19 protein-coding genes, 4 tRNA genes and 1 other RNA gene are annotated in these 22,558 nt (G+C 72.6%); 11 read left to right on the top strand and 13 right to left on the bottom strand.

Features of this window, described 5'->3' with window-relative positions:
* Positions 1 to 16 precede the first annotated feature (16 nt).
* Positions 17 to 349, bottom strand: a complete 333-nt coding sequence (locus tag ACZ7DY_RS22555) for a RidA family protein (RefSeq protein WP_471137837.1) — start codon at positions 347 to 349, stop codon at positions 17 to 19.
* Positions 350 to 596: 247 nt separating this feature from the next.
* Here ACZ7DY_RS22555 and ACZ7DY_RS22550 point away from each other — a divergent pair, with 247 nt between their 5' ends.
* On the top strand, positions 597 to 1,160 hold the full coding sequence (locus ACZ7DY_RS22550) for a GNAT family N-acetyltransferase (RefSeq protein ID WP_471137835.1): 564 nt from the start codon (positions 597 to 599) through the stop codon (positions 1,158 to 1,160).
* Positions 1,161 to 1,178: 18 nt separating this feature from the next.
* On the opposite strand, the gene ACZ7DY_RS22545 is transcribed toward ACZ7DY_RS22550, so the two are convergent.
* The 4 genes from ACZ7DY_RS22545 to ACZ7DY_RS22530 form a co-directional block, all read right to left on the bottom strand.
* Positions 1,179 to 1,904, bottom strand: coding sequence for a sensor domain-containing protein (locus ACZ7DY_RS22545; RefSeq protein ID WP_471137834.1), 726 nt, complete (start codon positions 1,902 to 1,904; stop codon positions 1,179 to 1,181).
* A 216-nt stretch (positions 1,905 to 2,120) separates the two neighbouring features.
* Positions 2,121 to 2,903 carry an ankyrin repeat domain-containing protein gene (locus ACZ7DY_RS22540; protein ID WP_471137833.1) on the bottom strand — a complete coding sequence of 261 codons (783 nt, stop codon included), beginning with the start codon at positions 2,901 to 2,903 and terminating at the stop codon, positions 2,121 to 2,123.
* 95 nt (positions 2,904 to 2,998) lie between these two features.
* Positions 2,999 to 3,754 (bottom strand): hypothetical protein, encoded by a 756-nt coding sequence (locus ACZ7DY_RS22535; protein ID WP_471137831.1) that lies wholly within the window; start codon positions 3,752 to 3,754, stop codon positions 2,999 to 3,001.
* A gap of 197 nt (positions 3,755 to 3,951) precedes the next feature.
* Positions 3,952 to 4,036 (bottom strand) — tRNA-Ser (locus ACZ7DY_RS22530).
* Between the two features lie 131 nt (positions 4,037 to 4,167).
* On the opposite strand from ACZ7DY_RS22530, the gene ffs reads away from it, so the two are divergent.
* From ffs to ACZ7DY_RS22500, 6 genes are all read left to right on the top strand, one after another.
* Positions 4,168 to 4,266: signal recognition particle sRNA small type (gene ffs, locus ACZ7DY_RS22525), an RNA gene on the top strand.
* A gap of 44 nt (positions 4,267 to 4,310) precedes the next feature.
* On the top strand, positions 4,311 to 6,803 hold the full coding sequence (locus tag ACZ7DY_RS22520; RefSeq protein ID WP_471137829.1) for a DNA polymerase III subunit gamma and tau: 2,493 nt from the start codon (positions 4,311 to 4,313) through the stop codon (positions 6,801 to 6,803).
* A 157-nt stretch (positions 6,804 to 6,960) separates the two neighbouring features.
* A complete protein-coding gene (gene purD, locus ACZ7DY_RS22515) occupies positions 6,961 to 8,235 on the top strand; it encodes a phosphoribosylamine--glycine ligase (RefSeq protein ID WP_471137827.1) in 1,275 nt (424 codons plus the stop codon).
* Between the two features lie 315 nt (positions 8,236 to 8,550).
* Complete coding sequence (locus ACZ7DY_RS22510) at positions 8,551 to 10,575, top strand: hypothetical protein (RefSeq protein ID WP_471137825.1); 2,025 nt, start codon at positions 8,551 to 8,553, stop codon at positions 10,573 to 10,575.
* A gap of 471 nt (positions 10,576 to 11,046) precedes the next feature.
* Positions 11,047 to 12,528: a N,N-dimethylformamidase beta subunit family domain-containing protein gene (locus tag ACZ7DY_RS22505; protein ID WP_471137823.1), complete on the top strand. Its 1,482-nt coding sequence runs from the start codon at positions 11,047 to 11,049 to the stop codon at positions 12,526 to 12,528.
* A 130-nt stretch (positions 12,529 to 12,658) separates the two neighbouring features.
* Complete coding sequence (locus ACZ7DY_RS22500; RefSeq protein WP_471137821.1) at positions 12,659 to 13,555, top strand: phosphoribosylaminoimidazolesuccinocarboxamide synthase; 897 nt, start codon at positions 12,659 to 12,661, stop codon at positions 13,553 to 13,555.
* Between the two features lie 47 nt (positions 13,556 to 13,602).
* Here ACZ7DY_RS22500 and ACZ7DY_RS22495 read toward each other — a convergent pair.
* The 8 genes from ACZ7DY_RS22495 to ACZ7DY_RS22460 all read right to left on the bottom strand — a co-directional run bounded on the left by ACZ7DY_RS22495 (position 13,603) and on the right by ACZ7DY_RS22460 (position 18,325).
* A tRNA-Gly gene (locus tag ACZ7DY_RS22495) sits at positions 13,603 to 13,678 on the bottom strand.
* A 23-nt stretch (positions 13,679 to 13,701) separates the two neighbouring features.
* The gene (locus ACZ7DY_RS22490; RefSeq protein WP_471137820.1) at positions 13,702 to 14,310 is read right to left on the bottom strand and encodes a response regulator; all 609 of its coding nucleotides are present in this window, start codon (positions 14,308 to 14,310) and stop codon (positions 13,702 to 13,704) included.
* Positions 14,307 to 15,662: a sensor histidine kinase gene (locus ACZ7DY_RS22485; protein WP_471137818.1), complete on the bottom strand. Its 1,356-nt coding sequence runs from the start codon at positions 15,660 to 15,662 to the stop codon at positions 14,307 to 14,309. Before ACZ7DY_RS22485 ends, ACZ7DY_RS22490 begins: the two co-directional genes overlap by 4 nt.
* Before the next feature lie 12 nt (positions 15,663 to 15,674).
* Positions 15,675 to 16,460, bottom strand: a complete 786-nt coding sequence (locus tag ACZ7DY_RS22480; RefSeq protein ID WP_471138685.1) for an ABC transporter permease — start codon at positions 16,458 to 16,460, stop codon at positions 15,675 to 15,677.
* A gap of 2 nt (positions 16,461 to 16,462) precedes the next feature.
* Positions 16,463 to 17,512, bottom strand: coding sequence for an ABC transporter ATP-binding protein (locus ACZ7DY_RS22475; RefSeq protein ID WP_471137817.1), 1,050 nt, complete (start codon positions 17,510 to 17,512; stop codon positions 16,463 to 16,465).
* 158 nt (positions 17,513 to 17,670) lie between these two features.
* A tRNA-Gly gene (locus tag ACZ7DY_RS22470) sits at positions 17,671 to 17,746 on the bottom strand.
* Positions 17,747 to 17,825: 79 nt separating this feature from the next.
* Positions 17,826 to 17,897: transfer RNA gene (locus ACZ7DY_RS22465), tRNA-Gly, on the bottom strand.
* A gap of 110 nt (positions 17,898 to 18,007) precedes the next feature.
* Positions 18,008 to 18,325 (bottom strand): histone-like nucleoid-structuring protein Lsr2, encoded by a 318-nt coding sequence (locus ACZ7DY_RS22460; RefSeq protein ID WP_471137816.1) that lies wholly within the window; start codon positions 18,323 to 18,325, stop codon positions 18,008 to 18,010.
* A 359-nt stretch (positions 18,326 to 18,684) separates the two neighbouring features.
* Here ACZ7DY_RS22460 and purS point away from each other — a divergent pair, with 359 nt between their 5' ends.
* The 4 genes from purS to ACZ7DY_RS22440 all read left to right on the top strand — a co-directional run bounded on the left by purS (position 18,685) and on the right by ACZ7DY_RS22440 (position 22,537).
* Positions 18,685 to 18,966, top strand: a complete 282-nt coding sequence (purS, locus tag ACZ7DY_RS22455; protein WP_356261532.1) for a phosphoribosylformylglycinamidine synthase subunit PurS — start codon at positions 18,685 to 18,687, stop codon at positions 18,964 to 18,966.
* Positions 18,963 to 19,643, top strand: coding sequence for a phosphoribosylformylglycinamidine synthase subunit PurQ (gene purQ, locus ACZ7DY_RS22450; RefSeq protein WP_471137815.1), 681 nt, complete (start codon positions 18,963 to 18,965; stop codon positions 19,641 to 19,643). Before purS ends, purQ begins: the two co-directional genes overlap by 4 nt.
* Entirely contained in the window at positions 19,640 to 21,889 is a 2,250-nt protein-coding gene (purL, locus tag ACZ7DY_RS22445; protein ID WP_471137813.1) for a phosphoribosylformylglycinamidine synthase subunit PurL, read from the top strand. The genes purQ and purL overlap by 4 nt, the downstream gene beginning before the upstream one ends.
* Before the next feature lie 141 nt (positions 21,890 to 22,030).
* Positions 22,031 to 22,537 (top strand): ArsR/SmtB family transcription factor, encoded by a 507-nt coding sequence (locus ACZ7DY_RS22440; RefSeq protein WP_471137811.1) that lies wholly within the window; start codon positions 22,031 to 22,033, stop codon positions 22,535 to 22,537.
* Positions 22,538 to 22,558: the final 21 nt, after the last annotated feature.

Genomic DNA, 22,558 nt, shown 5'->3' with positions numbered 1-22,558 from the left:
CTGTAAGTACCCAGGATCACGGAACGAGTCCGATGGCCTCAATCTCGATCATCCACTCGGGGTTGGCGAGTGAGGAGACCTCCACGAACGACTCCGCGAGGTGGGGCTTGTCCGGGAAGTACTCCGCGCGCAACTTGGCGAAGATGTCCTGCTGCGCGATGTCGGTGACGAACACGGTCGCCTTGACCACCTCGGCGAGGCTGGAGCCCGCGTTAGTGAGGACCGTCGACAGGTTCGCGAGCGCCTGACGGGCTTGCGTCTCGAAGTCCCTAGCGCCGACCGTGGCTCCCTGGGCATCAATCGGCGCCTGCCCCTGCGCGATCGTCAGCCGCGAGATTCTGGGATTCATTCCCGAGGGCTCGCAAGTTGGCCCCTACCGACGTACCGCAAGAACTGCCGCACTCACTAAGGCAGTTCCGCAGGAAGAAAGCGATCCAAGGACCCCAGAACCCCAGGACCCCATTTCCCCGAGAGCCACCGCACGCAGCAGCACCCCACCCCGACGCGATCCGATTCCTCCCCAAACGCACACATGGCTCAATGGCCACTTGCGCCGGACACCTGTGCCGGCCCCGTGGCTGTGATTCGATGCTCCGATGAGACGAGACCGTGCCGCCGACGCGGCCGACGGCCACCCGGTCCTGCGGCTGCGGGAACGTTCCGGCCAACGCGATCTGGAGGCCTGCGTCGGCGTGCTCGCCGCGGTCCACAAGGGTGACGGCTACCCCGTCAACTGGCCCGCCCAGCCCGCCGGGTGGCTGGCGGGCGAGGCCGCGATCGGCGCCTGGGTGGCCGAGCTCGACGGGCGGATCGCCGGGCACGTGGGGCTCGCCCGGCCCGGCCCGGGGGACGAGGCGCCCGGCCTGTGGAGCGAGCGTACGGGCGGAGAGGCCGTCGGCACCGCCGTCGTCAGCCGTCTCTTCGTCGCGCCGGAGGCACGCGGCCACGGCATCGGCGCGCTGCTGATGGGGCGGGCCGTACGGGAGGCGCGGACGCGCGGACTCCACCCGGTCCTGGACGTGGTCTCCTCCGACGCCGCGGCGGCCGCCCTCTACGAACGCCTGGGCTGGCAACTCCTGGACGTCGTCGAACAGGAGTGGGGCCCCGGCGTGCGGGTGGCCCTGCGCTGCTACGCCGCCCCCGACGAGCACACCAACTGACCGCGGTTACGAGCGGACTCAGCCCAGCAGCGAGCGGACCGCGGCACGGTCGACGCTCGTCAGGGCGCGGACCAGCTTCGGGGTGAGGAAGACGAGCACGGCGCCGATGAGGGCGACCGCGGCGGTCTGGGCGGGCGAGGTGATGTAGTACTGGTGCCGCGTGCCGCCGGAGGTGTAGTCGTAGACGCGGTAGCCGGGCCAGCCGACGTAACGGTGGAAGACCCAGGAGTACGTGGGGAAGAGCGCCACCACCCAGCCGGTGACCAGGAACGTCACCGTCAGGACGGAACTCAGCACGCGCCAGGGGAACATGATCACCTGGAACAGCAGCCCCTTCCACCCCGCCGCGTCCGCGAGCCGGGCCCTGACCCGGCCCCCGAAGCCGTCGCCGCGCGGCGGGGCGAGCGCGGCGGGACCGGCGACGGTGAGCCCGAGTCCGGTGCTGGCCCTGCGCCGTTCGGCGCCGCCGAGGGCTCGTGCGCCCGCGAGCGTCGCGGCGAGGACGGGCAGCCCGAGCAGGGTGACGAGCAGCCCCGTGCCGAGGGAGAACATGGTCACGGCGAAGGTGAACCCGGCGATCGCGACGGGCAACGACGCCAGCACGTAGCCGATCTCGCGGTAGGTGACGGCCGAGAAGGGCGCACGCCAGAACCCGGGCCGCTCGGTGGACCCGTACGGCGAAGAGCCGTACTGCGAAGTGGTGTGCTGCGGTGCAGCGGTGTTCGGCAGGGTGCTGGTGCTCATGGCGGGCCTCGGATCGTCGCGGTGGGGAGGGGAGGGGAGCGGTCGGAGCGGAAGGGACGTGCCGTGCTGACGTCGTCTTACGATCGCGAACTCCCGGCCCCCGCGACATAGGGTGATCCGGTGTCTGCGGGGTGGTGCTAGGCCCCCTGTCCAGGGCAGGCGGACCGGAGCCCGCACGCCGGGAACGCAACAGCACCTGCCGTCCGTCCCCCTCCCTCACCTCAACTCCGCACGCCGCCTGGCCCCTTGGGCGCGAAGCCAGCGTGCGAGGTCCTCGGCGCCGGCCGCCAGGGCGATGTCCAGCGGGGTCATGTCGTCGTACCCGACCCAGTCGAGGTCGGCGCCCCGCTCCAGCAGATAGCGGGCGGTGGCCAGCTGCCCGCCGTGGCAGGCGCCCCAGAAGGCACCGGCGATGTCGTCTGCGTCGGGCCGCCCCACCCCCTGGGCCGCCCCCTCCTCTTTCTTTCCGCCGGTCTGCCCGGACCGACCCTCGACCAGCTCCGTGACACGATCGAGGAGCCCCAACGTCGCCGCGTCCTGCAACGTCGTCCGCGCCCCGTGCTCCAGCAGCCGCCTCGCCGCGCGCCACTGTCCGAATCCGCGCGCGTCGGCCAGCGGGGTGCCGCCCGCGATGACGCCCCCGGTCGCCTCGATGTCCGCGCCGGCCGCTATGAGGGCGTCGAGCGCCGCCACGTCGTCATTGCTCGCGGCCCAGTGCAGCGGAGTCTCGGCGTGCGAGCCGATGAAGGGGGCGTCGGGGTCGGCGCCGGCCGCGACCAGGACGCCGATGATCTCCGGGCCCGCCGGATAGTGCCCCGGCCAGTCCGTGGCGATGTGCAGCAGGCTGCGCGTCCCCGCGGCCGCACCGCCCTGTCTGATGCCCGTGGACGCCAGGCCGGGGTGCGCGTCGAGCAGCTTCCGCAGCGCGGGAACGTCACCGGAACGGATCGCTTCGGTGACCGCCACGGCCAGGGGATCCCTCACGTCGAGAACCGCCATGCCCGACCTCCTGATCGACTTTGGCCTGAGCGGCATCCGCCTGAGCCACATCGGCCCGGTCCGCCGCGGACGACCGACCACTGCCCCCGATTCTGTCAGCGGCCACTGACAACGGGCAGCTCTTCGGGCAGCTCTTCCTGCCCGCCTTCCTCCGGTACCTGCCCGACCGTTCGCACAGACGTACCAGCGGGGTGCACCGCGGGGTGCACGGCGGAGCGCGCGACGGATTTCGTGGCCCGGTGCGAGAGCGCGCCGAGGAGCATGGCGACGGCCACGGCGACGAGGTGTTCGCGCCCCGCGAGATCGAGATCGGCGATCGAACCGGCCACCGTAGGGACGACGGCCGCGAGGAAGAGGAGGGGTGCCCGCAGCACGACGGCCGTGTAGGCGTAGAGCCCGACGATGGCGGCGGAGGTACCGGTGTCCACCGCGTGCGCGGCCTCGGCGGGCAGCCCGAGCCGGTCGGGCCCAAGGGCGAACATCAGCCGTGCCCCTAGCGTTCCGGCGAGCGTGACGGTGGAGGCCACCGCCATGGTGCGTATGCGCCCGAAGAACAGCTCGGCGAGAGCGAAGGCGAGAATCAGCCGCGGCAGCCCGCCCCAGGCCGGCAGATCCACCGCGGGTACGAAGAGCGAGACGGGAGTCCGCAACAGGGAAAGCCACAACGGCTGATCCCCCCGCACCTCGCTGACCACACGCAGCACACCGGCCCCGGTATCGGTCTGCTGGAACTCGTGCAGCCCGAGGACCGCGAGAGCGGCGAACACGGCGAGCGAGATGCCGCGGGGCCCGCGTTCCCGCAGCCGCGCCACGGCCCCGACGACGACCTGCCGCCACTCATGAACCACCACGGCCCGCCCCCACCGGCCCACCCGCCCCACAGAGGAGACCCCCCACCCCCACACCCGAACCGCCACCGCCCACCTCTACGTGTACGTGCCTCACATGCCCTGCGTATCTCCGTGCCCGTCCGGAAACCGGTCCGGAGAACGACGAAGGCTCCGGCCGCTGTGCGGTCGGAGCCTTCGTCTGCCCTTGCGGGCGGGTGCGGAGGATACGAGATTCGAACTCGTGAGGGGTTGCCCCCAACACGCTTTCCAAGCGTGCGCCCTAGGCCACTAGGCGAATCCTCCGCCGCAAACAATACAAGACGTTGGGGAGTGCTCGCGAACACGATCCCGAGGTCGCCGTCGTGATCGTCCCCGGCGTCGTTCCCGGCCGGGGCCGGCGTCGCTTCCGGGGCGGGGGATCCGCTACTGTGGGGGCCAGCCCCTCACGTGGCGCTATCTGACTGAACTCCCCCAGGGCCGGAAGGCAGCAAGGGTAGGTCGGCTCTGGCGGGTGCGTGAGGGGCGCTTTGCGTTGGGGCGGTCGGGGTTGTCGGTGGTCGCCTATAACCTCGTATGCGTGTCGTCTCTCGCGTTGTACCGCCGTTATCGCCCGGAGTCGTTCGCCGAGGTCATCGGGCAGGAGCATGTGACAGACCCGCTGCAGCAGGCGCTGCGGAACAACCGGGTCAATCACGCGTACCTGTTCAGTGGCCCGCGCGGCTGCGGCAAGACGACGAGCGCGCGCATCCTGGCCCGCTGCCTGAACTGTGAGCAAGGTCCCACTCCCACGCCCTGCGGCGAGTGCCAGTCCTGCCGCGACCTGGCGAGGAACGGGCCGGGTTCGATCGACGTCATCGAGATCGACGCCGCCTCGCACGGTGGCGTGGACGACGCGCGTGACCTGCGCGAGAAGGCCTTCTTCGGCCCGGCGTCCAGCCGGTACAAGATCTACATCATCGATGAGGCCCACATGGTCACCTCCGCGGGGTTCAACGCCCTGCTGAAGGTGGTCGAGGAGCCGCCGGAGCACCTCAAGTTCATCTTCGCGACGACCGAGCCCGAGAAGGTCATCGGCACGATCCGGTCGCGCACCCACCACTACCCCTTCCGTCTGGTCCCCCCCGGCACGCTCCGGGACTACCTCGCCGAGGTCTGCGGCCAGGAGTCCATGGCCGTCGAGGAAGGCGTCTTCCCGCTGGTCGTACGGGCCGGTGCCGGCTCCGTGCGTGACTCCATGTCCGTGATGGACCAGCTCCTCGCGAGCGCGGGCGACGCCGGTGTGACGTATGCCATGGCGACGTCCCTCCTGGGGTACACCGACGGTTCCCTGCTCGACTCCGTGGTCGAGGCCTTCGCCTCCGGGGACGGGGCCGCCGCCTTCGAGGTCGTGGACCGCATCATCGAGGGCGGCAACGACCCGCGGCGCTTCGTCGCCGACCTGCTGGAGCGGCTGCGGGACCTGGTGATCCTCGCGGCCGTGCCGGACGCCGCCGAGAAGGGCCTCATCGACGCGCCCGCCGACGTCGTGGAGCGGATGCAGGCGCAGGCCGGCGTCTTCGGGGGCGCCGAGCTCAGCCGCGCCGCCGACATCGTCAACGAGGGCCTGACGGAGATGCGCGGCGCCACGTCCCCGCGGCTCCAGCTGGAGCTGATCTGCGCGCGCGTGCTGCTCCCCGCGGCGTACGACGACGAGCGTTCGGTCATGGCCCGCCTCGACCGCCTGGAGCGCGGCGGGAACTTCGTCCCGGGCAACCGCGGCCCCGGCCCCTCCGTGGGGTACGTCCCGGGGCCCGAGGCCCACGCGGGCGTGCAGCAGCCCGGCGTCGCCATGCCCATGGACGGGCCGTCGCCGGTCCAGCATGCTCAGCCCGCCCAGCCCTTCCAGCCGGCCCAGCCCGTCCCGTCGGTGCCGCCCGGCGGTGGGCCGGCCGCCGCGCGCGCCGCGGTACGAGGCTCCGGAGCGCCGTCCCAGGGGCAGGGGCCGGGTCAGGACCTGGGACAGGGCTCGGGGCAGGGGCCGGAAGCGTCCGCTCCGCCCGCACCCCCGTCCTCACCCACGCACGCCCAGCCGGCGCCCGCCGCCGCTGCCGCCCCTGCCGCCCCTGCCGCGCCCCCCGCCTCCCCTCCGGCCGCCCCCTCCGGTGAGCGGCGCCCCGGCGGCTGGCCGACGGCTTCGGCGCCCGGCAGTGGCCCGGCGGCCCCCTCGCCCACGCCCACACCCACGCCCCAGGCGGCCGCCCCGGAGGCTGCGCCCCGACCGGGTGGCTGGCCCACCGCAGCCGGCGCGGGAAGTGGCGCCCCGGCGGCCCCCGCCCCGTCCCCGGCGCCTTCCCCGGCCCCCGCCCCGGCGCAGAGCCACCCCTCCCCGGCCCCGCAGGCCCCCGCCCCGATGGCCGCGGCCCCCGCGGGCGGCCCGGACCCCCGCACCCTGTGGCCGAACATCCTGGAGGCGGTGAAGAACCGCCGCCGCTTCACCTGGATTCTGCTCAGCCAGAACGCCCAGGTGGCCGGGTTCGACGGGACGACCCTGCAGATCGGCTTCGTCAACGCGGGCGCGCGGGACAACTTCGCGAGCAGCGGCAGCGAGGACGTGCTGCGGGCGGCTCTGTCCGAGCAGTTCGGTGTGCAGTGGAAGGTCGAGGCGATCGTCGACCCGTCCGGCGGCTCCGCGCCCCCGCCGGCCGCGGGGAACTTCGGCGGCGGCTCGAGCGGCTCAGGTGGCTTCGGCGGCTCGGGCGGCTTCGGCGGTTCCGGGAGCTCAGGAGGCTCAGGGGGCTCGGGAGGCTTCGGCGGTGGTGCCCCGGCGGCCCCGCGCCCGGCCACGCCCTCGCAGCAGTCCTCCCCGTCCCCGGCGGCCTCCACCCCCCAGTCGCCGCCCCCGCCCTCTCCGGACCCCGCCCCGTCCCCGCGGTCGGCCGCGCCCACCGCGCCCGCCCCGGAGCACGTGTCCCCCGAGGACGACATCCCCGAGGACGACGACCCGGACCTGGTGGAATCGGCCCTCTCGGGCCACGACCTGATCGTCCGCGAACTGGGCGCGACGGTCGTCGACGAGTACCCGAACGAGTAGGTCCGGGGACCGGTGGGCGGGCGAGGCGCGCGCACCGAGCTGGAGGAACGTACGACAGCATCCCGGGACCTGGCCTGGCAGCCCGTACAACAGCATCCGGGGCCCGTACTGGCAGCCCGTACAAAGGCATCCCGCCCCGCGGGCTAGGCTGACCACCGTGAAGGTCCTCGTCATCGGCAGTGGTGCCCGCGAACACGCCCTGTGCCGCTCTCTGTCCCTCGACCCCGACGTCTCCGAGCTGCACTGCGCCCCCGGCAACGCCGGCATCGCAGAGGTGGCCGAGCTGCACCCGGTCGACGCCCTCGACGGCGCCGCCGTGGCCGCCCTCGCCCAGGAGCTGGGCGCCGGGCTCGTCGTGGTGGGCCCCGAGGCCCCCCTCGTCGCGGGCGTCGCCGACGCGGTGCGCGCGGCCGGCATCCCCGCCTTCGGGCCCTCCAAGGAGGCCGCGCGGCTCGAGGGCTCCAAGGCCTTCGCCAAGGACGTGATGGCGGGCGCGGGCGTGCCGACCGCCCGGTCGTACGTCTGCGCCACCCCCGCCGAGATCGACGAGGCCCTGGACGCCTTCGGGGCGCCGTACGTCGTCAAGGACGACGGCCTCGCCGCGGGCAAGGGCGTCGTCGTCACCGACGACGTCGACGTGGCCCGTGCGCACGCCCTCGCCTGCGAGCGCGTCGTCATCGAGGAGTTCCTCGACGGCCCCGAGGTCTCCCTCTTCGCCGTCACCGACGGCGAGACGGTCGTCCCGCTCCAGCCCGCGCAGGACTTCAAGCGCGCGCTCGACGGCGACGAGGGCCCGAACACGGGCGGCATGGGCGCCTACTCCCCGCTCCCATGGGCCGACCCGAAGCTGGTCGACGACGTCGTGCGGAACGTCCTCCAGCCGACCGTCGACGAGCTGCGCCGCCGCGGCACGCCGTTCTCGGGGCTGCTCTACGCGGGGCTCGCGATCACCGGCCGCGGCGTACGCGTCATCGAGTTCAACGCCCGCTTCGGCGACCCCGAGACCCAGGTCGTCCTCGCCCGCCTGCGGACCCCGCTCGCCGGGCTCCTGCTGGCCGCGGCGACCGGCAACCTCGCCGACCTGCCCCCGCTGCGCTGGAGCGACGACGCCGCGGTGACCGTGGTCGTCGCCTCGCACAACTACCCCGGCACGCCCCGCACGGGCGACCCCATCGAGGGGCTCGACGAGGTGGCGGCACAGGAGGCCCCCGACGCGTACGTCCTGCACGCCGGGACGGCACGCGACGGCGACGCCGTCGTCAGCGCGGGCGGCCGCGTGCTCTCCGTGACGGCGACCGGCGCCGATCTCGGCGAGGCCCGCGAGCGCGCGTACGCGGCCCTCTCCCGCATCCGTCTCGACGGGTCCCAGCACCGCACGGACATCGCGGCGAAGGCAGCCGCGGACGCAGCTGCGGAGGCGGCGGGGGCGTGATCCACGCCGCTTCCGCGTGACTTTCGGCCAACCTCGGGCCCCGGATCTGACACTGGATCCGGGGCCTTTTCGGCATCCACCTTTAGCCAAAGCCATTCCATCGAGTGACCGGTGGCCCATCCGGCTGACTGGGGCGGACACCCCAACTAGGGTGCGGCGCAAGCGTTCAAGGCACCCAGAGCCAAACAGACCACCGGCATTGCGATGTCGGTGGCGGGTGCCACAGTGGGGGAGTGAGCAAAGCCAAGGCCATTGATGTACGCCGCCGGCACACGCCGGCGGCCGAGCAGTAGGCAGCAGGGGGTGCCATCGGTCGTGTCAGGTACGGGTGTGGAGGTGGGCGCGCAAGCCGCGCGCTCCCGGGCTCTCGCCGTGCTGCGCCTGCGCAGCAGGGCGCTGGCCGTCGCCCTGCTGCCCGCGGCCGTCGCCGTCGTGCTGATCGCGGCGGGCGTCATGGGTCATGCGGGCGGCGGGAGCTGGGACGCCGTGCGCTGGGTCGTGACCGGCGTCGCCGTGCTCGTCCTGCTCGGCGCGGCCGGGGTCGCCCTGGTCGTCGCGCGGGCCAGACCCGCCCTGAGCCCCACCGTCCCGATCGCCGAGGAGTCCGCCCCCGACCTGTACCGCCTGGTGCGGGACCTCGCCGACCGCCTGGACGTGCCCGCACCCTCGGCCATAGCGCTCACCCCGGACTGCGACAGCTGGCTGGAGGACCGCACCCACCCCGCGCACGGCCCGCCCGCACGGGACCGCCGCGACCGGGCGGCCACCGCCGCCGTCGGTACGGCGGACGGTGCGGGTGGTGCGGCTGGTGCGGGCTCCGACGGCCTGCACGGCCCGCACGGTCCGCGCGGGGCCGGTGGCGCCCCGCATCGGCCGGCCTCCGTCGCCCCCGTTCTCGTCATCGGCTCCCCGTTCCTGTGGTGGATGCGGGTCGGCGAGCTGCGCGCCGTGCTCGCCCCGGTCGTCGCGGGTACGGGGCCATCCGCGCACCCCGACATAGCCGCCGCCCGCCGCTTCGTGCGCGGGCTCGACGCGGCGGTCGCGGTCGCCGCGGCCCCGGGCCGCGGCGCCCTTCCGCGCCTGGTGCTCGGCGGCATCGGCCGGGTCGCCCGGCTGCTGCTGCGCCACTGCCGCGTGCACGCCGCCGAGATGGAGCGCGGTGTCGCCGCGGCCGCCGCCGAGCGCGCCCAGGCCGTGGACTTCGGCGTGCGGATCGTCGCCCAGGAGCAGGTCGGCCTCGCGTACGCGGGGTGGGACCGCCTCCTGACGCGGGTGGCGCTGCCCGCCTGGCGCATGGGCCGCTGGCCCTCCCGCCTGGACGCGGGCGTGGTCTCCGCGCTCACCGAGCTCTCCCGCAGGGACCGCCTGGCGGAGGGGTTCGCCTCCCGCTTGGGCGAGCGCCCTGCCTGTGACCTGCTCGAGGAGCCCGGCTCGGTGGACGAGGCGGCGTCGCTGCTGGCAGCGCGCCTCTTCCACGGGGGTCCCGCCGAGGCGGGGCCGGACTGGGCGCCGGTGGCCTGGCAGGAGTATCCGGACGAGGTCGTCGACCGGAAGTGGCGCATGGACGCGGCCCGGCTCCACCGCGTACTGGACTCCCTGGGCGTCACCCGATCCGGCCGCGCCGCCGACGCGATGGCCCCGGACCCCGACGGCCCGACCCTCGACCGCGTCCTGGACCACCTCACGATCGCGCCTACGCCGCCGCCGGTGGCCGGTACGGGGGGTGGCGCCTCGGCGAACGGGAGCCGACGCGACGCCACCCTGGGTGCCGACGCCCCGGGCACCACCGACGACGCTGCCGCCCCCGCGCACGGCGAAAACCACACCGCCACCCGGCCCACCGAGCAGACCCCGTCCGGCCCCAGGACGGCCCCCGAGGACCCGGACCGTTCGGAGACGCTCTTCCCCGAGGTGGACGAGGAGGCCGACGAAGCCGACGAGGGGAGCCTCGGCGGGATGCTCGCCGCCGGTCTCACCGCCGAGCTCGCCCGCGAGGAGGCCGCCGCCCCGCCCCGCCCCGCGCCCACCGGTCAGGGACCGGACGAGGCACTCTGGGACGACGGAGCGCTGCCGCTCTTCCCGCTCCAGCCCCCGCGCACGGGCCGCGAAGTGCTCGCCGACCACGTCACGGCCATGGTGTGCTGCGCCGCCGTGGACACGGCGGGGGCCGCGCCCGGCCTCGACTGGCTCGACGGCCCCGCCCTTCTGGTCGACGGCGAGCGCGCGGCGGACCTCGCGCCCCGCGTGCTGAGCCTCGTCGAGGACGGCGACCCGTCCCCGCTGCGGGACTGGCTCACCCGCCTGGGCATCCGCCCAGAAAAACCGGTCCGCCTGGTCTGACGCACAACACTCCCGACCCGCTCCCACCGACTCGCCCCGCTCGGCCGCTCAGCGGCGGGCCAGCGCCGAGCATGCCGCAGACATGAAGCCCCGAGCCCCGAGCCCTGCGCCCCGGGTCCCCTGCGCTCCGAGCCCCGCGCCCCGCCTCCGGACCTGCCCCCGGAGCGCCCGTCCCCTCCTCGCAACCCCCACCACCCCAACACCCCCCACCCCCCAACCCGCGCCCCCCAACCCGCGCCCCCGGGCGACCACGGTGAGCAGTGCTCCCAGCTCGTGACCCCCCGCCCCGCCACCCCACCCGCTACCCCTCCGCCACCCCTTCCGCCATGTTGCCCGGAATGTCACGTTCCGTTCACGTCAATTCGCGACGAACGGTGACGGGCCGCCTGCGTAATGTGATGTGCTGGGAGCGGCCGCCGGACCGTACGCACCAAGGCGCCGCAGGCTCGGGGGAGCGAGGGAGGGGCAGGGATGAGGTCGGAGCCGAACCGTCGATGGGAATCGGGCGCGCTCGCGCACGCCGTGTCGGACCCCTTCGGTCAGGGGCCGCTGCCCTGGCTGCGCGGAGCCGAGCACTACTTCGACGACACGGGCCACGTCGTGCCCTGGTACGTCGACCACGCGCCCGCCCCCGGCGCGACGGACATCCCCGCGCCCCGCACCGGCGGGCCCCTCAACGCCGATGACGTGCACCGCCAGATCAAGGGGTTCACCTCGACGGGCGCCGCCGCACCGGGGGAGGCGATCGACTTCCACGTCACGGTCGACCCGCCGCAGCAGTTCAGCGTCGACATCTACCGAATCGGGCACTACGGGGGCGACGGCGCGTCGAAGATCACCACCAGCCCCCGCCTCTCCGGCATCGTCCAGCCCGCCCCGCTCACCGCCGACCGCACGGTCTCCTGCCACCACTGGTGGCTCTCCTGGCGGCTGCAGATCCCCGGCTACTGGAGCATCGGGGCGTACGTGGCGGTCCTCACCACCGCCGACGGGTACCGCTCGCACGTCCCCTTCACCGTCCGCGACGACCACCCGGCCGACCTCCTGCTGCTCCTGCCGGACATCACCTGGCAGGCGTACAACCTCTACCCGGAGGACGGCCGCACGGGCGCCAGCCTCTACCACGCGTGGGACGAGCAGGGCGGTCTCCTCGGCGAGAGCGAGGCCGCCGTCACGGTCTCCTTCGACCGGCCGTACGCGGGCGCGGGCCTGCCCCTGCACGTGGGCCACGCCTACGACTTCATCCGCTGGGCCGAGCGGTACGGCTACGACCTGGCGTACGCGGACGCCCGAGACCTGCACGCGGGCCGCATCGACCCCACCCGGTACCGCGGCCTCGTCTTCCCCGGCCACGACGAGTACTGGTCGACGCCCATGCGCCGCGCCGCCGAGCGAGCCCGCGACCACGGCACCTCGCTGGTCTTCCTCTCCGCCAACACCATGTACTGGCAGGTGGAGTTGGGACCCTCGCCGTCCGGTGTCGCGGACCGGCTCCTCACCTGCCGCAAGCGGCGCGGTCCCGGCCGGCCCGCGCTCTGGCGCGAGCAGGACAAGGCGGAGCAGCAGCTGCTCGGCATCCAGTACGCGGGCCGCGTCCCCGAGCCCCGCCCCCTCGTCGTCCGCAACGCCGACCACTGGCTGTGGGAGGCCACCGGGGCGCACGACGGCGACGAGATCGACGGTCTGGTGGCGGGCGAGGCCGACCGGTACTTCCCGCGGACGGCCCTCCCCGAGCACCAGGGCCGCATCCTGCTCGCCCACTCCCCGTACGAGGACACCGAGGGCACCACCCGCCACCAGGAGTCGTCCCTCTACCGCGCGCCCTCCGGGGCCCTGGTCTTCGCCTCCGGCACCTTCGCCTGGTCCCCGGCGCTCGACCGGCCCGGCCATGTGGACGCCCGCATCCAGCGCGCCACGGCCAACCTCCTCGACCGCATCTGCAAGCGCGACTGAACCCGCTGCCCGCGGGCGCGGACGGCCCCACCGCCACGCCTGCGGACGTCACCCGCACAACCCATGGCCAAAACCGCATGCCCGATGCGGGAGAATCGACCTCACTTGGCCAGAACCACGGGAGGGAACCGTGTCCGGATTCGTAGAAAAGCCCGAGCCTCTTGAGGTGCCGGGCCTGGTCCACCTCCACACCGGCAAGGTGCGCGAGCTGTACCAGAACGAGGCGGGCGAGCTCGTCATGGTCGCCAGCGACCGCCTCTCCGCCTATGACTGGGTGCTGCCCTCGGAGATCCCCGACAAGGGCCGCGTCCTGACCCAGCTCTCCCTGTGGTGGTTCGACCAGCTCGCGGACCTCGTGCCGAACCACGTCATCTCCACGGAGCTGCCGCCGGGCGCGCCCGCCGACTGGGAGGGCCGCACCCTCATCTGCAAGTCGCTGCGGATGATCCCCGTCGAGTGCGTCGCCCGCGGCTATCTGACGGGCTCGGGGCTGCTGGAGTACAACGACTCCCGCACCGTCTGCGGCCTCGCCCTGCCCGAGGGCCTCGTCGACGGCTCGGAGCTGCCCGCGCCGATCTTCACGCCGGCCGCGAAGGCCGCCGTGGGCGAGCACGACGAGAACGTCTCGTACGAGGAGGTCGCCCGCCAGGTCGGCGCCGAGACCGCCGCGCAGCTGCGCCAGGCCACCCTCGCCGTCTACGGCCGGGCGCGGGACATCGCGCGCGACCGCGGCCTGATCCTCGCGGACACGAAGTTCGAGTTCGGCTTCGAGGAGGAGGCGCTGGTCCTCGCCGACGAGGTGCTGACCCCGGACTCCTCGCGGTTCTGGCCCGCCGACCAGTGGGAACCGGGCCGCGCCCAGCCCTCGTACGACAAGCAGTACGTGCGGGACTGGCTGACCTCGCCCGCCTCCGGCTGGGACCGCCGGAGCGAGCAGCCGCCCCCGCCGCTGCCGCAGGAGGTCGTGGACGCCACCCGCGCCAAGTACATCGAGGCGTACGAGCGTCTTACGGGCACGCCCTGGTAGGCGGCGCACGGAGAAGGCCCCGGTCGATGTGACCGGGGCCTTCTCGGTGGAGCGGACGACCAGGTTCGAACTGGCGACCTCAACCTTGGCAAGGTTGCGCTCTACCAACTGAGCTACGTCCGCGTTGCGCCGAAGCGCGAGGACAACTATACCCAACCTCGCTCGCGGGCGAGACGCACCGCCGCATGACGGTTCTCCGCGCCGATCTTGGTGACCGCCGAGGAGAGGTAGTTGCGGACGGTTCCCTGGGAGAGCGCGGCGCGCTCGGCGATCTCCGCGACGGGTGCCCCGTCGGCGGCGAGTTCGAGCACCTCGGCCTCGCGGGCGGTCAGCGGCGAGTCCCCGGCGGAGATCGCGTCGGCGGCCAACTCCGGGTCCACGTAACGGTTTCCGGCGTGTACGGTCCGGATGATCTCGGCGAGCCGCTGGGCGCTCACCGTCTTCGGCACGAAGCCGCGCACGCCGACCGCGAGCGCCCGCTTCAGGTGTCCCGGGCGGCCGTGGCTCGTCACGATCATGGTCCGGCAGTGCGGGAGTTCGTCGCGCAGGGTTGTGGCCACCCTCACACCGTCGGCGCCGGGCATCTGCAGATCGAGGACGGCGACGTCGGGCCGGTGGGCGCGGGCCATGGCGATCGCCTCGGGGCCCGTCGCGGCCTCGGCGACCACGACCAGATCGTCCTCTAGGGCGAGCAGCGCGGCGAGCGCGCCCCGGATGAGGTGCTCGTCGTCGGCGAGCAGCACGCGAAGGCTCACAGCAGGGCCTCTTCTTCGGGGGAGCCGGTGGTTCCGGTGGTTCCGGTAGGTGGGGCGGCTGGGGCTTCTGGGGCGGTTGGGGTGGCAGTGGTGGCCGCAGTGGGCCGGGGGAGGGGAGCGCGGGCGTCCGTGCGCGGCTGCGGCACCCGTGCGGAGAGCCGGAACACGCCGTCGTACGAGCTCCACTCCAGCGTCCCGCCCACCGCGTCCAGCCGCTCCCGCAGCCCCGCGAGCCCGGAGCCGCCCCGCGCCGCGGACGGCTTTCCGGGCGCCCCGTCGTTCTCGACGACCAGGGTGGTGTGCCCGCCGGCCACGGCGAGGGTGATGTCGCACCGGGCCGCGTCCCCGTGGCGCAGCACGTTGGTGGCCGCCTCCCGCACGACCCAGCCGAGGGCCGACTGCACGGCGGCGGGCAGCCCGGCGGCCGACCCGGTCACCCGGCAGCGGATCCCGGCCGCCTCCAGGACGCCCTGCGCGCCGGTGAGTTCCACGCCGAGGTCGATCTCGCGGTAGCCGCGCACCACTTCGCGCACCTCGCGCTGGGACTCCTGGGCGATGCGTTGGACCTCGACCATCTGGTCGACCGCCTCGGGCCTGCCGCGCCGGGCGAGTTGCACGGCGAGCTCGCTCTTGAGGGCGATGACGGCCAGATTGCGCCCCATCACGTCGTGCAGGTCCCGCCCGAACCGCAGCCGCTCCTCGGCGACCGCGAGGCGCGCCTCGACCTCGCGGGCCCGGTCGGCCTCCCACATGACGGAGAGCGTCCAGGCGCCGCAGCGGGAGGAGAGCAGGGTCACCGCGCCGCCGAAGGCGACCAGCGCGGCATGGGCGGCGAGCTGTGCGCCGCGCGCGCCCACCGCGGCGCAGCCGGCCACGACCACGGCGTCGAGGACCGCGAAACGGAGGAAGAACTCCTTGAGGGAGACGGCGAAGGCGAGCGACTGGCCGTACGGGACCACGAGGTAGAGCGTGGTCAGGCCGAGCATCCCGTCGGTGACCCCGTCCACCGCGAGGAGACCGAGGGCGAGCCCTTCCGCGACGGCGAGCAGGGCGAGGCCCACCGCGAGGTCGCGGCGGGGCATCGGGGCGCGCCCGAGGTAGTGGTCGACGGAGCGCCGCAGCGTGCGGTTGGCGTGCACGCTCTGCGCCCCGGCCACCGCGATCAGCGTCCAGCCGAGGAGCTGCGGGGCGGTCTCGTGGCGCAGGCTGAGGCCGAGCGGCAGCGACCCCCAGCTGATGAAGAAGATCCAGGGCAGGGCGTACCACATGGCCACGCTCTGGAGCTCGACCTTCTCGATCTTGCTCCGCTCGTGCCAGCGTCGCTGCCAGGCCCTCGTACGGCCGATGAGCACCCGGTGCCTCCCTCAGTGCCGGGGTTCCCAGCGGAACCACCGGCGTACAGCAAACACGGCGAGCAGGGTCCAGGCCACCGCCGTGGCGGCGGCGCCCAGCGCGTCCCAGGCGGTGAGGCCGCCGGCCCAGCCGCCGCGGATCAGCTCGATGACGGGGGAGAGCGGGAGGAGTTCGCAGACCGACGCGAGCCGGTCGGGCATGACCTCCAGCGGTACGAAGAGCCCGGAGCCGATCATCGAGACGAAGATCAGGGGCAGGGTCATGACCTGCGCGGACTCCGTGGACCGGCTGAAGCTCGCGGTGACGGCCGCCAGCGCCGCGAACATGACGAGGCCCAGGGCGAGGCCGAGCAGGACGAGGTGGGGCGCGTCCGGCGCGCCGGTGTCCAGGAGGACGGCACAGCCGACGGCGAGGACCAGGCTCTGCGCGATGCCGATGGAGACCGACGGCAGCGCGGCGCCCGCCAGGATCTCGGGGTCGCGCGGTTCGCCGGTGCGCAGCCGCTTCAGGACGAGTTCCTCGCGGCGCGCGGTGTAGACGGCGGTGAGCGCGGAGTACACGGCGAAGAGCAGCGAGAAGCCGAGGGCGGCCGGCAGCACGACGGTCCCGACGTCGAGTCCGGTGCCCTTCAGGTCCATGTCCTTGGCGGTCTGTTTCATCGTGACCGGAATGACGAAGGGCACGAACAGCGCGGCGAACAGCGTGCCCTTGCTCCGCAGGAGGAGGGTGAGCTCGGCGCGGGCCAGCGCCCGCATCCGCCGGGCCGGGGTGGTCACGGCCGTGGTGCTGATGCTCATGCTCATGCCGCCATCTCCTTCCCACCGGTCCCGACGGATGCGCCGGTCCCGACGGATCGGCCGGTCCCGACGGATCGGCCGGTCCCGACGGATGCGCCGGTCCCGGCGGATCGGCCGGTCTCGCCCGTCCCGCCGTTCTCCGCCTCGCGGGCGATCCGCAGGAACGCCTCTTCGAGCGAGGCGGCCCGGACGTCGAGCCCGGTCAGTTCGACGCCCGCGTCCCTGGCCCACACCAGGAGCCCGGTGGCGGTCCGCTGCAGTTCGTCGGTGCGCAGCCGGATGCGCCGGCCAGTGACCTCGTGTCCGCTCACGCCGAGTGCGGCGAGCGGCGGCAGGTCGCCGGGGAGGTACCCCTCGGGCAGTTCGAAGGCGACGTGCGAGGGCTGGGCGGCCACCACGTCGGCGACGCGTCCCTCGGCGGCGATGCGGCCCTCGTGGAGGATCGCGAGCCGGTCGGCGAGCGCCTCGGCCTCTTCGAGGTAGTGCGTGGTGAGCAGGACGGTGGTGCCCTGGTCGCGCAGTTCACCGACCAACTCCCAGGTGTCCCTGCGCCCTTCGGCGTCGAGTCCGGTGGTGGGTTCGTCGAGGAAGAGCACGTCGGGCCGGCCGAGGAGCGCGAGGGCGAGGTCGAGGCGCCGCTTCTCGCCGCCGGAGAGCTGTTTGACGCGGACACCGGAGCGCCTGCCGAGACCGACGAGTTCGAGGGCCTCGGGGGCGGGGCGGGCGCCGCTGGTGCAGCCGGCCCACATCCGTACGGTCTCCGCGACGGTCAACTCGGCGGGGAATCCGCCTTCCTGGAGCATGACGCCGATGCGGGGCCGTACCGCGGCCCGTTCGGTGTACGGGTCGTGTCCGAGCACCCGTACCCGGCCGGCGGCGGGTGCGGCGAGTCCTTCGAGGAGTTCGACGGTGGAGGTCTTGCCGGCTCCGTTGGTGCCCAGCAGCGCGAACAGCTCACCGCGTCCCACGGTGAAGGAGATCCCGCGCACCGCCTCGAAACCGCCCCCGTACACGCGCCGGAGACCGGACACGTCGATCACTTGGTCAGTCATGTACCGAGCCTCTCCCCGCCGGAGGGTCGTCGGCAGTGCGCGGTGTCATCGGCCCGCATGACAAATGTCAGCGGGGCCAGGGCGCGGGGACATCGGGGCGGGGGCATCGGGCCGGGGCATGAAGAAGGCCCCGGTGGCATTGACCGGGGCCTCTCATCTGGAGCGAACGACGAGGTTCGAACTCGCGACCTCAACCTTGGCAAGGTTGCGCTCTACCAACTGAGCTACGTTCGCATTGCCTCCGACCGGCTCTCACCGATCGGCGCGTGCATCAGCTTACCGCAACCGGAGGACCGGTCGGTGAGCGATGCGGAGCGGGTGACAGGAATTGCACACTGCGCCTTCCCCCTGGAAGGGGGATGTTCTACTACTGAACTACACCCGCACGACTCCGTGAGGTCCGGCCTTCCGGCCTCGCCCCTCGGCGTGCTCCAGACTTTAGCCGACCGGGAGGGGTGCAGCGCAAGTCGGTTGCCGCGGGGCGGGCCCGCCGGGTCAGTTGGCGGCCTCGAAGGCCTCGTAGACCTTCTTGGGGATGCGGCCGCGGGGCGGCACGTCCATCTGGTGCGAGCGCGCCCAGGCGCGGACCGCCGACGGGTCGGGGGAGACGGCGGTGTGCCGGAAGGCGACGCCGGAGCGGGCCTGCTTGCGGGCCGCCTCCAGGTACGGGGCCAGGGCCGTGCGGAGTTTCCTGGCATTGGTTTGATTCAGGTCGATCTCGTACGACTTGCCGTCAAGACCGAACGCGACCGTTTCCGCCGCTTCCCCGCCGTCGATGTCGTCAAAGAGAGTGACCACGACACGTTGCGCCACGAATATCGGTCCCTTCGCGCGGCTCTACCGCCTTGACATGCGGTGATGCCGACTGCACGGATGTTTTGGGCAAAGTATCGACTATTGCCATTTCCTTTGTACAGTGCCCGGCAATGCATTGTGAAGCCTGTCCCAATACCTCCGCGTGTCAGGCGCGAAAGACGATGTGTGATCTTTCATGGATTCATCGTGAAGATTCCCGGTTCGCTACCTGTTTGATCACCGGAACGTGACCGTCATCTCGTAGGTTGCTACGAATCTACGCGAGTAGAAATTTTGTGCCGGTAGTCTGAAGGGACCTGCTCAGCACATCGCAAGCAGTACACGCCAGCACCACGCACCACACACCGGGAGTGCCAGTGGCACGCGTCGTAGTCGACGTCATGCTCAAGCCGGAGATCCTCGACCCCCAGGGCCAGGCGGTGCAGCGTGCACTGCCGCGCCTCGGTTTCCAGGGCATCTCCGACGTACGTCAGGGAAAGCGGTTCGAACTCGAGGTGGACGGGCCCGTCGACGACGCCGCCCTCGCCCGTATCCACGAGTTGGCGGAAACCTTCCTCGCCAACACCGTGATCGAGGACTTCGTCGTAAAGGTCGAAGAAGACCAGAAGACGCAGAAGGCCGAGGAGGCCGCGAAGTGACTGCTCGAATTGGAGTCGTCACTTTCCCGGGAACCCTCGACGACCGCGACACCCAGCGCGCCGTCCGCGTCGCAGGCGCCGAAGCCGTGCCGCTGTGGCACAAGGACAAGGACCTCAAGCAGGTGGACGCCGTGGTGCTGCCCGGCGGGTTCTCCTACGGCGACTATCTGCGGGCCGGCGCCATCTCGCGTTTCTCCCCGGTGATGGAGTCCGTCATCGAGCAGGCGAAGGCCGGAATGCCGGTCCTCGGCATCTGCAACGGCTTCCAGGTGCTCACCGAGACGCACCTGCTGCCCGGCGCCATGCTGCGCAACAACCACCTGCACTTCATCTGCCGCGAGCAGAAGCTGCGCGTGGAGAACGGATCGACCGCCTGGACCGCCGACTACACGGCCGGCCAGGAGATCCTGATCCCGCTCAAGAACATCGACGGCCGGTACACGGCCGACGAGCGGACCCTGGACATGCTGGAGGCCGAGGACCGCGTCGCCTTCCGCTACCTCGACGGCAATCCGAACGGCTCGCTCCGTGACATCGCCGGCATCACCAACGAGGCGGGCAACGTCGTCGGCCTCATGCCGCACCCCGAGCACGCGGTCGAGCCGCTGATCGGGACCGGCCGCACCGACGGCCTCGGATTCTTCACCTCGATCCTGAAGAAGCTGGTCAACGCATGACTCTGGACACCGTCAAGCACGCGGCCGAGACGCCCGACGTCAAGCTCCCCTGGGCCGAACTGGGCCTGAAGGAGGACGAGTACGAGCGCGTCCGCGAGATCCTCGGCCGCCGCCCGACCGGCGCCGAGCTCGCCATGTACTCCGTCATGTGGTCCGAGCACTGCTCGTACAAGAGCAGCAAGGTCCACCTGCGGCAGTTCGGCGAGAAGGTCCCCGAGAACGACGCCATGCTCGTCGGCATCGGCGAGAACGCCGGCGTCGTCGACGTCGGCCAGGGGTACGCGGTCACCTTCAAGGTCGAGTCGCACAACCACCCTTCGTATGTCGAGCCCTACCAGGGCGCGGCCACCGGCGTCGGCGGCATCGTCCGCGACATCATCGCGATGGGTGCCCGCCCGGTCGCGGTCGTGGACCCGCTGCGGATGGGCGACGCGCACCACCCCGACACCAAGCGCGTGCTCCCCGGAGTCGTCGCGGGCATCGGCGGCTACGGCAACTGCCTGGGCCTGCCGAACATCGGCGGCGAGCTCGTCTTCGACGCCTGCTACCAGGGCAACCCGCTGGTCAACGCCGGTGCCATCGGCGTCATGCGGCACGAGGACATCCACCTCGCGAAGGCCTCGGGCCCCGGCAACAAGGTCATCCTGTACGGCGCCCGCACCGGCGGCGACGGCATCGGCGGCGCCTCGATCCTGGCCTCCGAGACCTTCGACGACAGCAAGCCGAGCAAGCGCCCGGCCGTGCAGGTCGGTGACCCCTTCCAGGAGAAGCTCCTCATCGAGTGCACCCTGGAGGCCTTCGCCGAGAAGCTCGTCGTCGGCATCCAGGACCTGGGAGCCGCCGGACTCTCCTGCGCCACCAGCGAGTTGGCGTCCAACGGCTCCGGCGGCATGCGCGTCGACCTCGACGACGTGCCGCTGCGCGACTCCACGCTCACCCCTGAGGAGATCCTCATGAGTGAGTCGCAGGAGCGCATGTGCGCCGTGGTCGAGCCCGGCAAGGTCGACCGCTTCCTGGAGATCTGCGAGAAGTGGGACGTCATCGCCACCGTCGTCGGTGAGGTGACGGACGGCGACCGCCTGGAGATCTTCTGGCACGGCGAGAAGATCGTCGACGTCGACCCGCGCACGGTCGCGCACGACGGCCCGGTCTACGAGCGCCCGTACGCCCGCCCGTCCTGGCAGGACGCCCTCCAGGCCGACGACGCGAACAAGCTGGCGCGCCCGGCCAGTTCGGCCGAGCTGCGCGAGCAGGTCCTCAAGCTGGTCGCCGCCCCGAACCAGGCCGCCAAGTCCTGGGTCACCGACCAGTACGACCGCTTCGTGCAGGGCAACACCGTGCTCGCCCAGCCCGAGGACTCCGGGATGATCCGGATCAACGAGGAGACGGGCCTCGGCGTCGCCATCGCCACCGACGGCAACGGCCGGTTCGCGAAGCTCGACCCGTACACGGGCGCCCAGCTGGCGCTCGCCGAGTCGTACCGCAACGTCGCCGCGTCCGGTGCCAAGCCGCTCGCCATCTCGGACTGCCTGAACTTCGGTTCGCCCGAGGACCCGGACGTCATGTGGCAGTTCGCCGAGGCCATCCGCGGCCTCGCGGACGGCTGCCTGGAGCTCGGTACCCCGGTCACCGGCGGCAACGTCTCGCTCTACAACCAGACCGGCGAGGCGGCGATCCACCCGACGCCGGTCGTCGCCGTCCTCGGTGTGATCGACGACGTGGCGCGCCGTACGCCGATGGCGTTCAAGGAAGAGGGCCAGCTCCTCTACCTGCTCGGCGAGACGCACGAGGAGTTCGGCGGTTCGGCCTGGTCGCAGGTGATCCACGGGCACCTCGGCGGGCTGCCGCCCAAGGTCGATCTGGCGCGCGAGAAGCTGCTCGCCGAGATCCTCATCTCGGCCTCGCGCGACGGCATGATCGACGCCGCGCACGACCTGTCGGACGGCGGCCTCGTGCAGGCCGTCACCGAGTCGTGCCTGCGGGGCGGCCGCGGTGCCCGGCTCGTCGTGCCGGACGGCCTGGACGCGTTCACCTTCCTCTTCTCCGAGTCGGCGGGGCGCGCGGTCGTCTCGGTGCCGCGGAGCGAGGAGCTGCGCTTCACCGACATGTGCGGGGCGCGGGGTCTGCCGGTGCGCCGCATCGGTGTCGTCGACGGCGACGCGGTCGAGGTGCAGGGCGAGTTCACGCTGCCGCTGAGCGAGCTGCGCGCGGCCCACGAGGAGACGATCCCGGGGCTCTTCGCCTGACGGTTCCTCTCGGTTGCCCCCGCCCGGACCTGGTCCGGGCGGGGGCTCCGTCGTTTTCGGGGCTGGTTGGGCAGTACCGGGCGCGGAGGACATGACGGATCACGGTTGCACGTCATTACGTAATTACGTAATCTCCTCCTCATGGATCTGGAGCAGCGGGTCGCCGAGCTCGAACGGCGCATGGCGGAGCTGGAAGGCGCGGGTCCGGTCGCGCCCCCGGTGGGCGAGGGCGACTTCTGGGCGCTCGATGCCCTGAAGGCGCGGCACCCGGTCTCCGGAGACGCGGACGGCGCCGTCCTGTTCACCGGGACGGTGCGGGTGCCGACGGGCCACCGGTACGACTGGCAGTACGGCCTGCTCACCGAGACGGTGTTCGAGGGCGACTGGTCGGATGCGGCCGAGTCCTTCGCCGCGCTCGGCAATCCCGTACGGCTGCGGCTGCTGCGGGAGATCCTCGGCGGACTGCGCACCGCCGCCGAACTGGCCGCGCTCGACGACGTCGGCACGACCGGCCAGATCTACCACCACCTGCGCCAGCTGACCGGCGCGGGCTGGCTGCACAGCACGGAACGCGGGCGGTACGAGGTGCCCGCCGGGCGGGTGGTGCCGCTGCTCGTGGTGCTCACCGCCGCCCGTCCCGTGACCTGACCGTTCTCGGCACCACGTACA

It is taken from the genome of Streptomyces sp. NPDC037013 (assembly GCF_055607265.1).
This window is presented reverse-complemented; position numbering and strand designations above follow the sequence as displayed.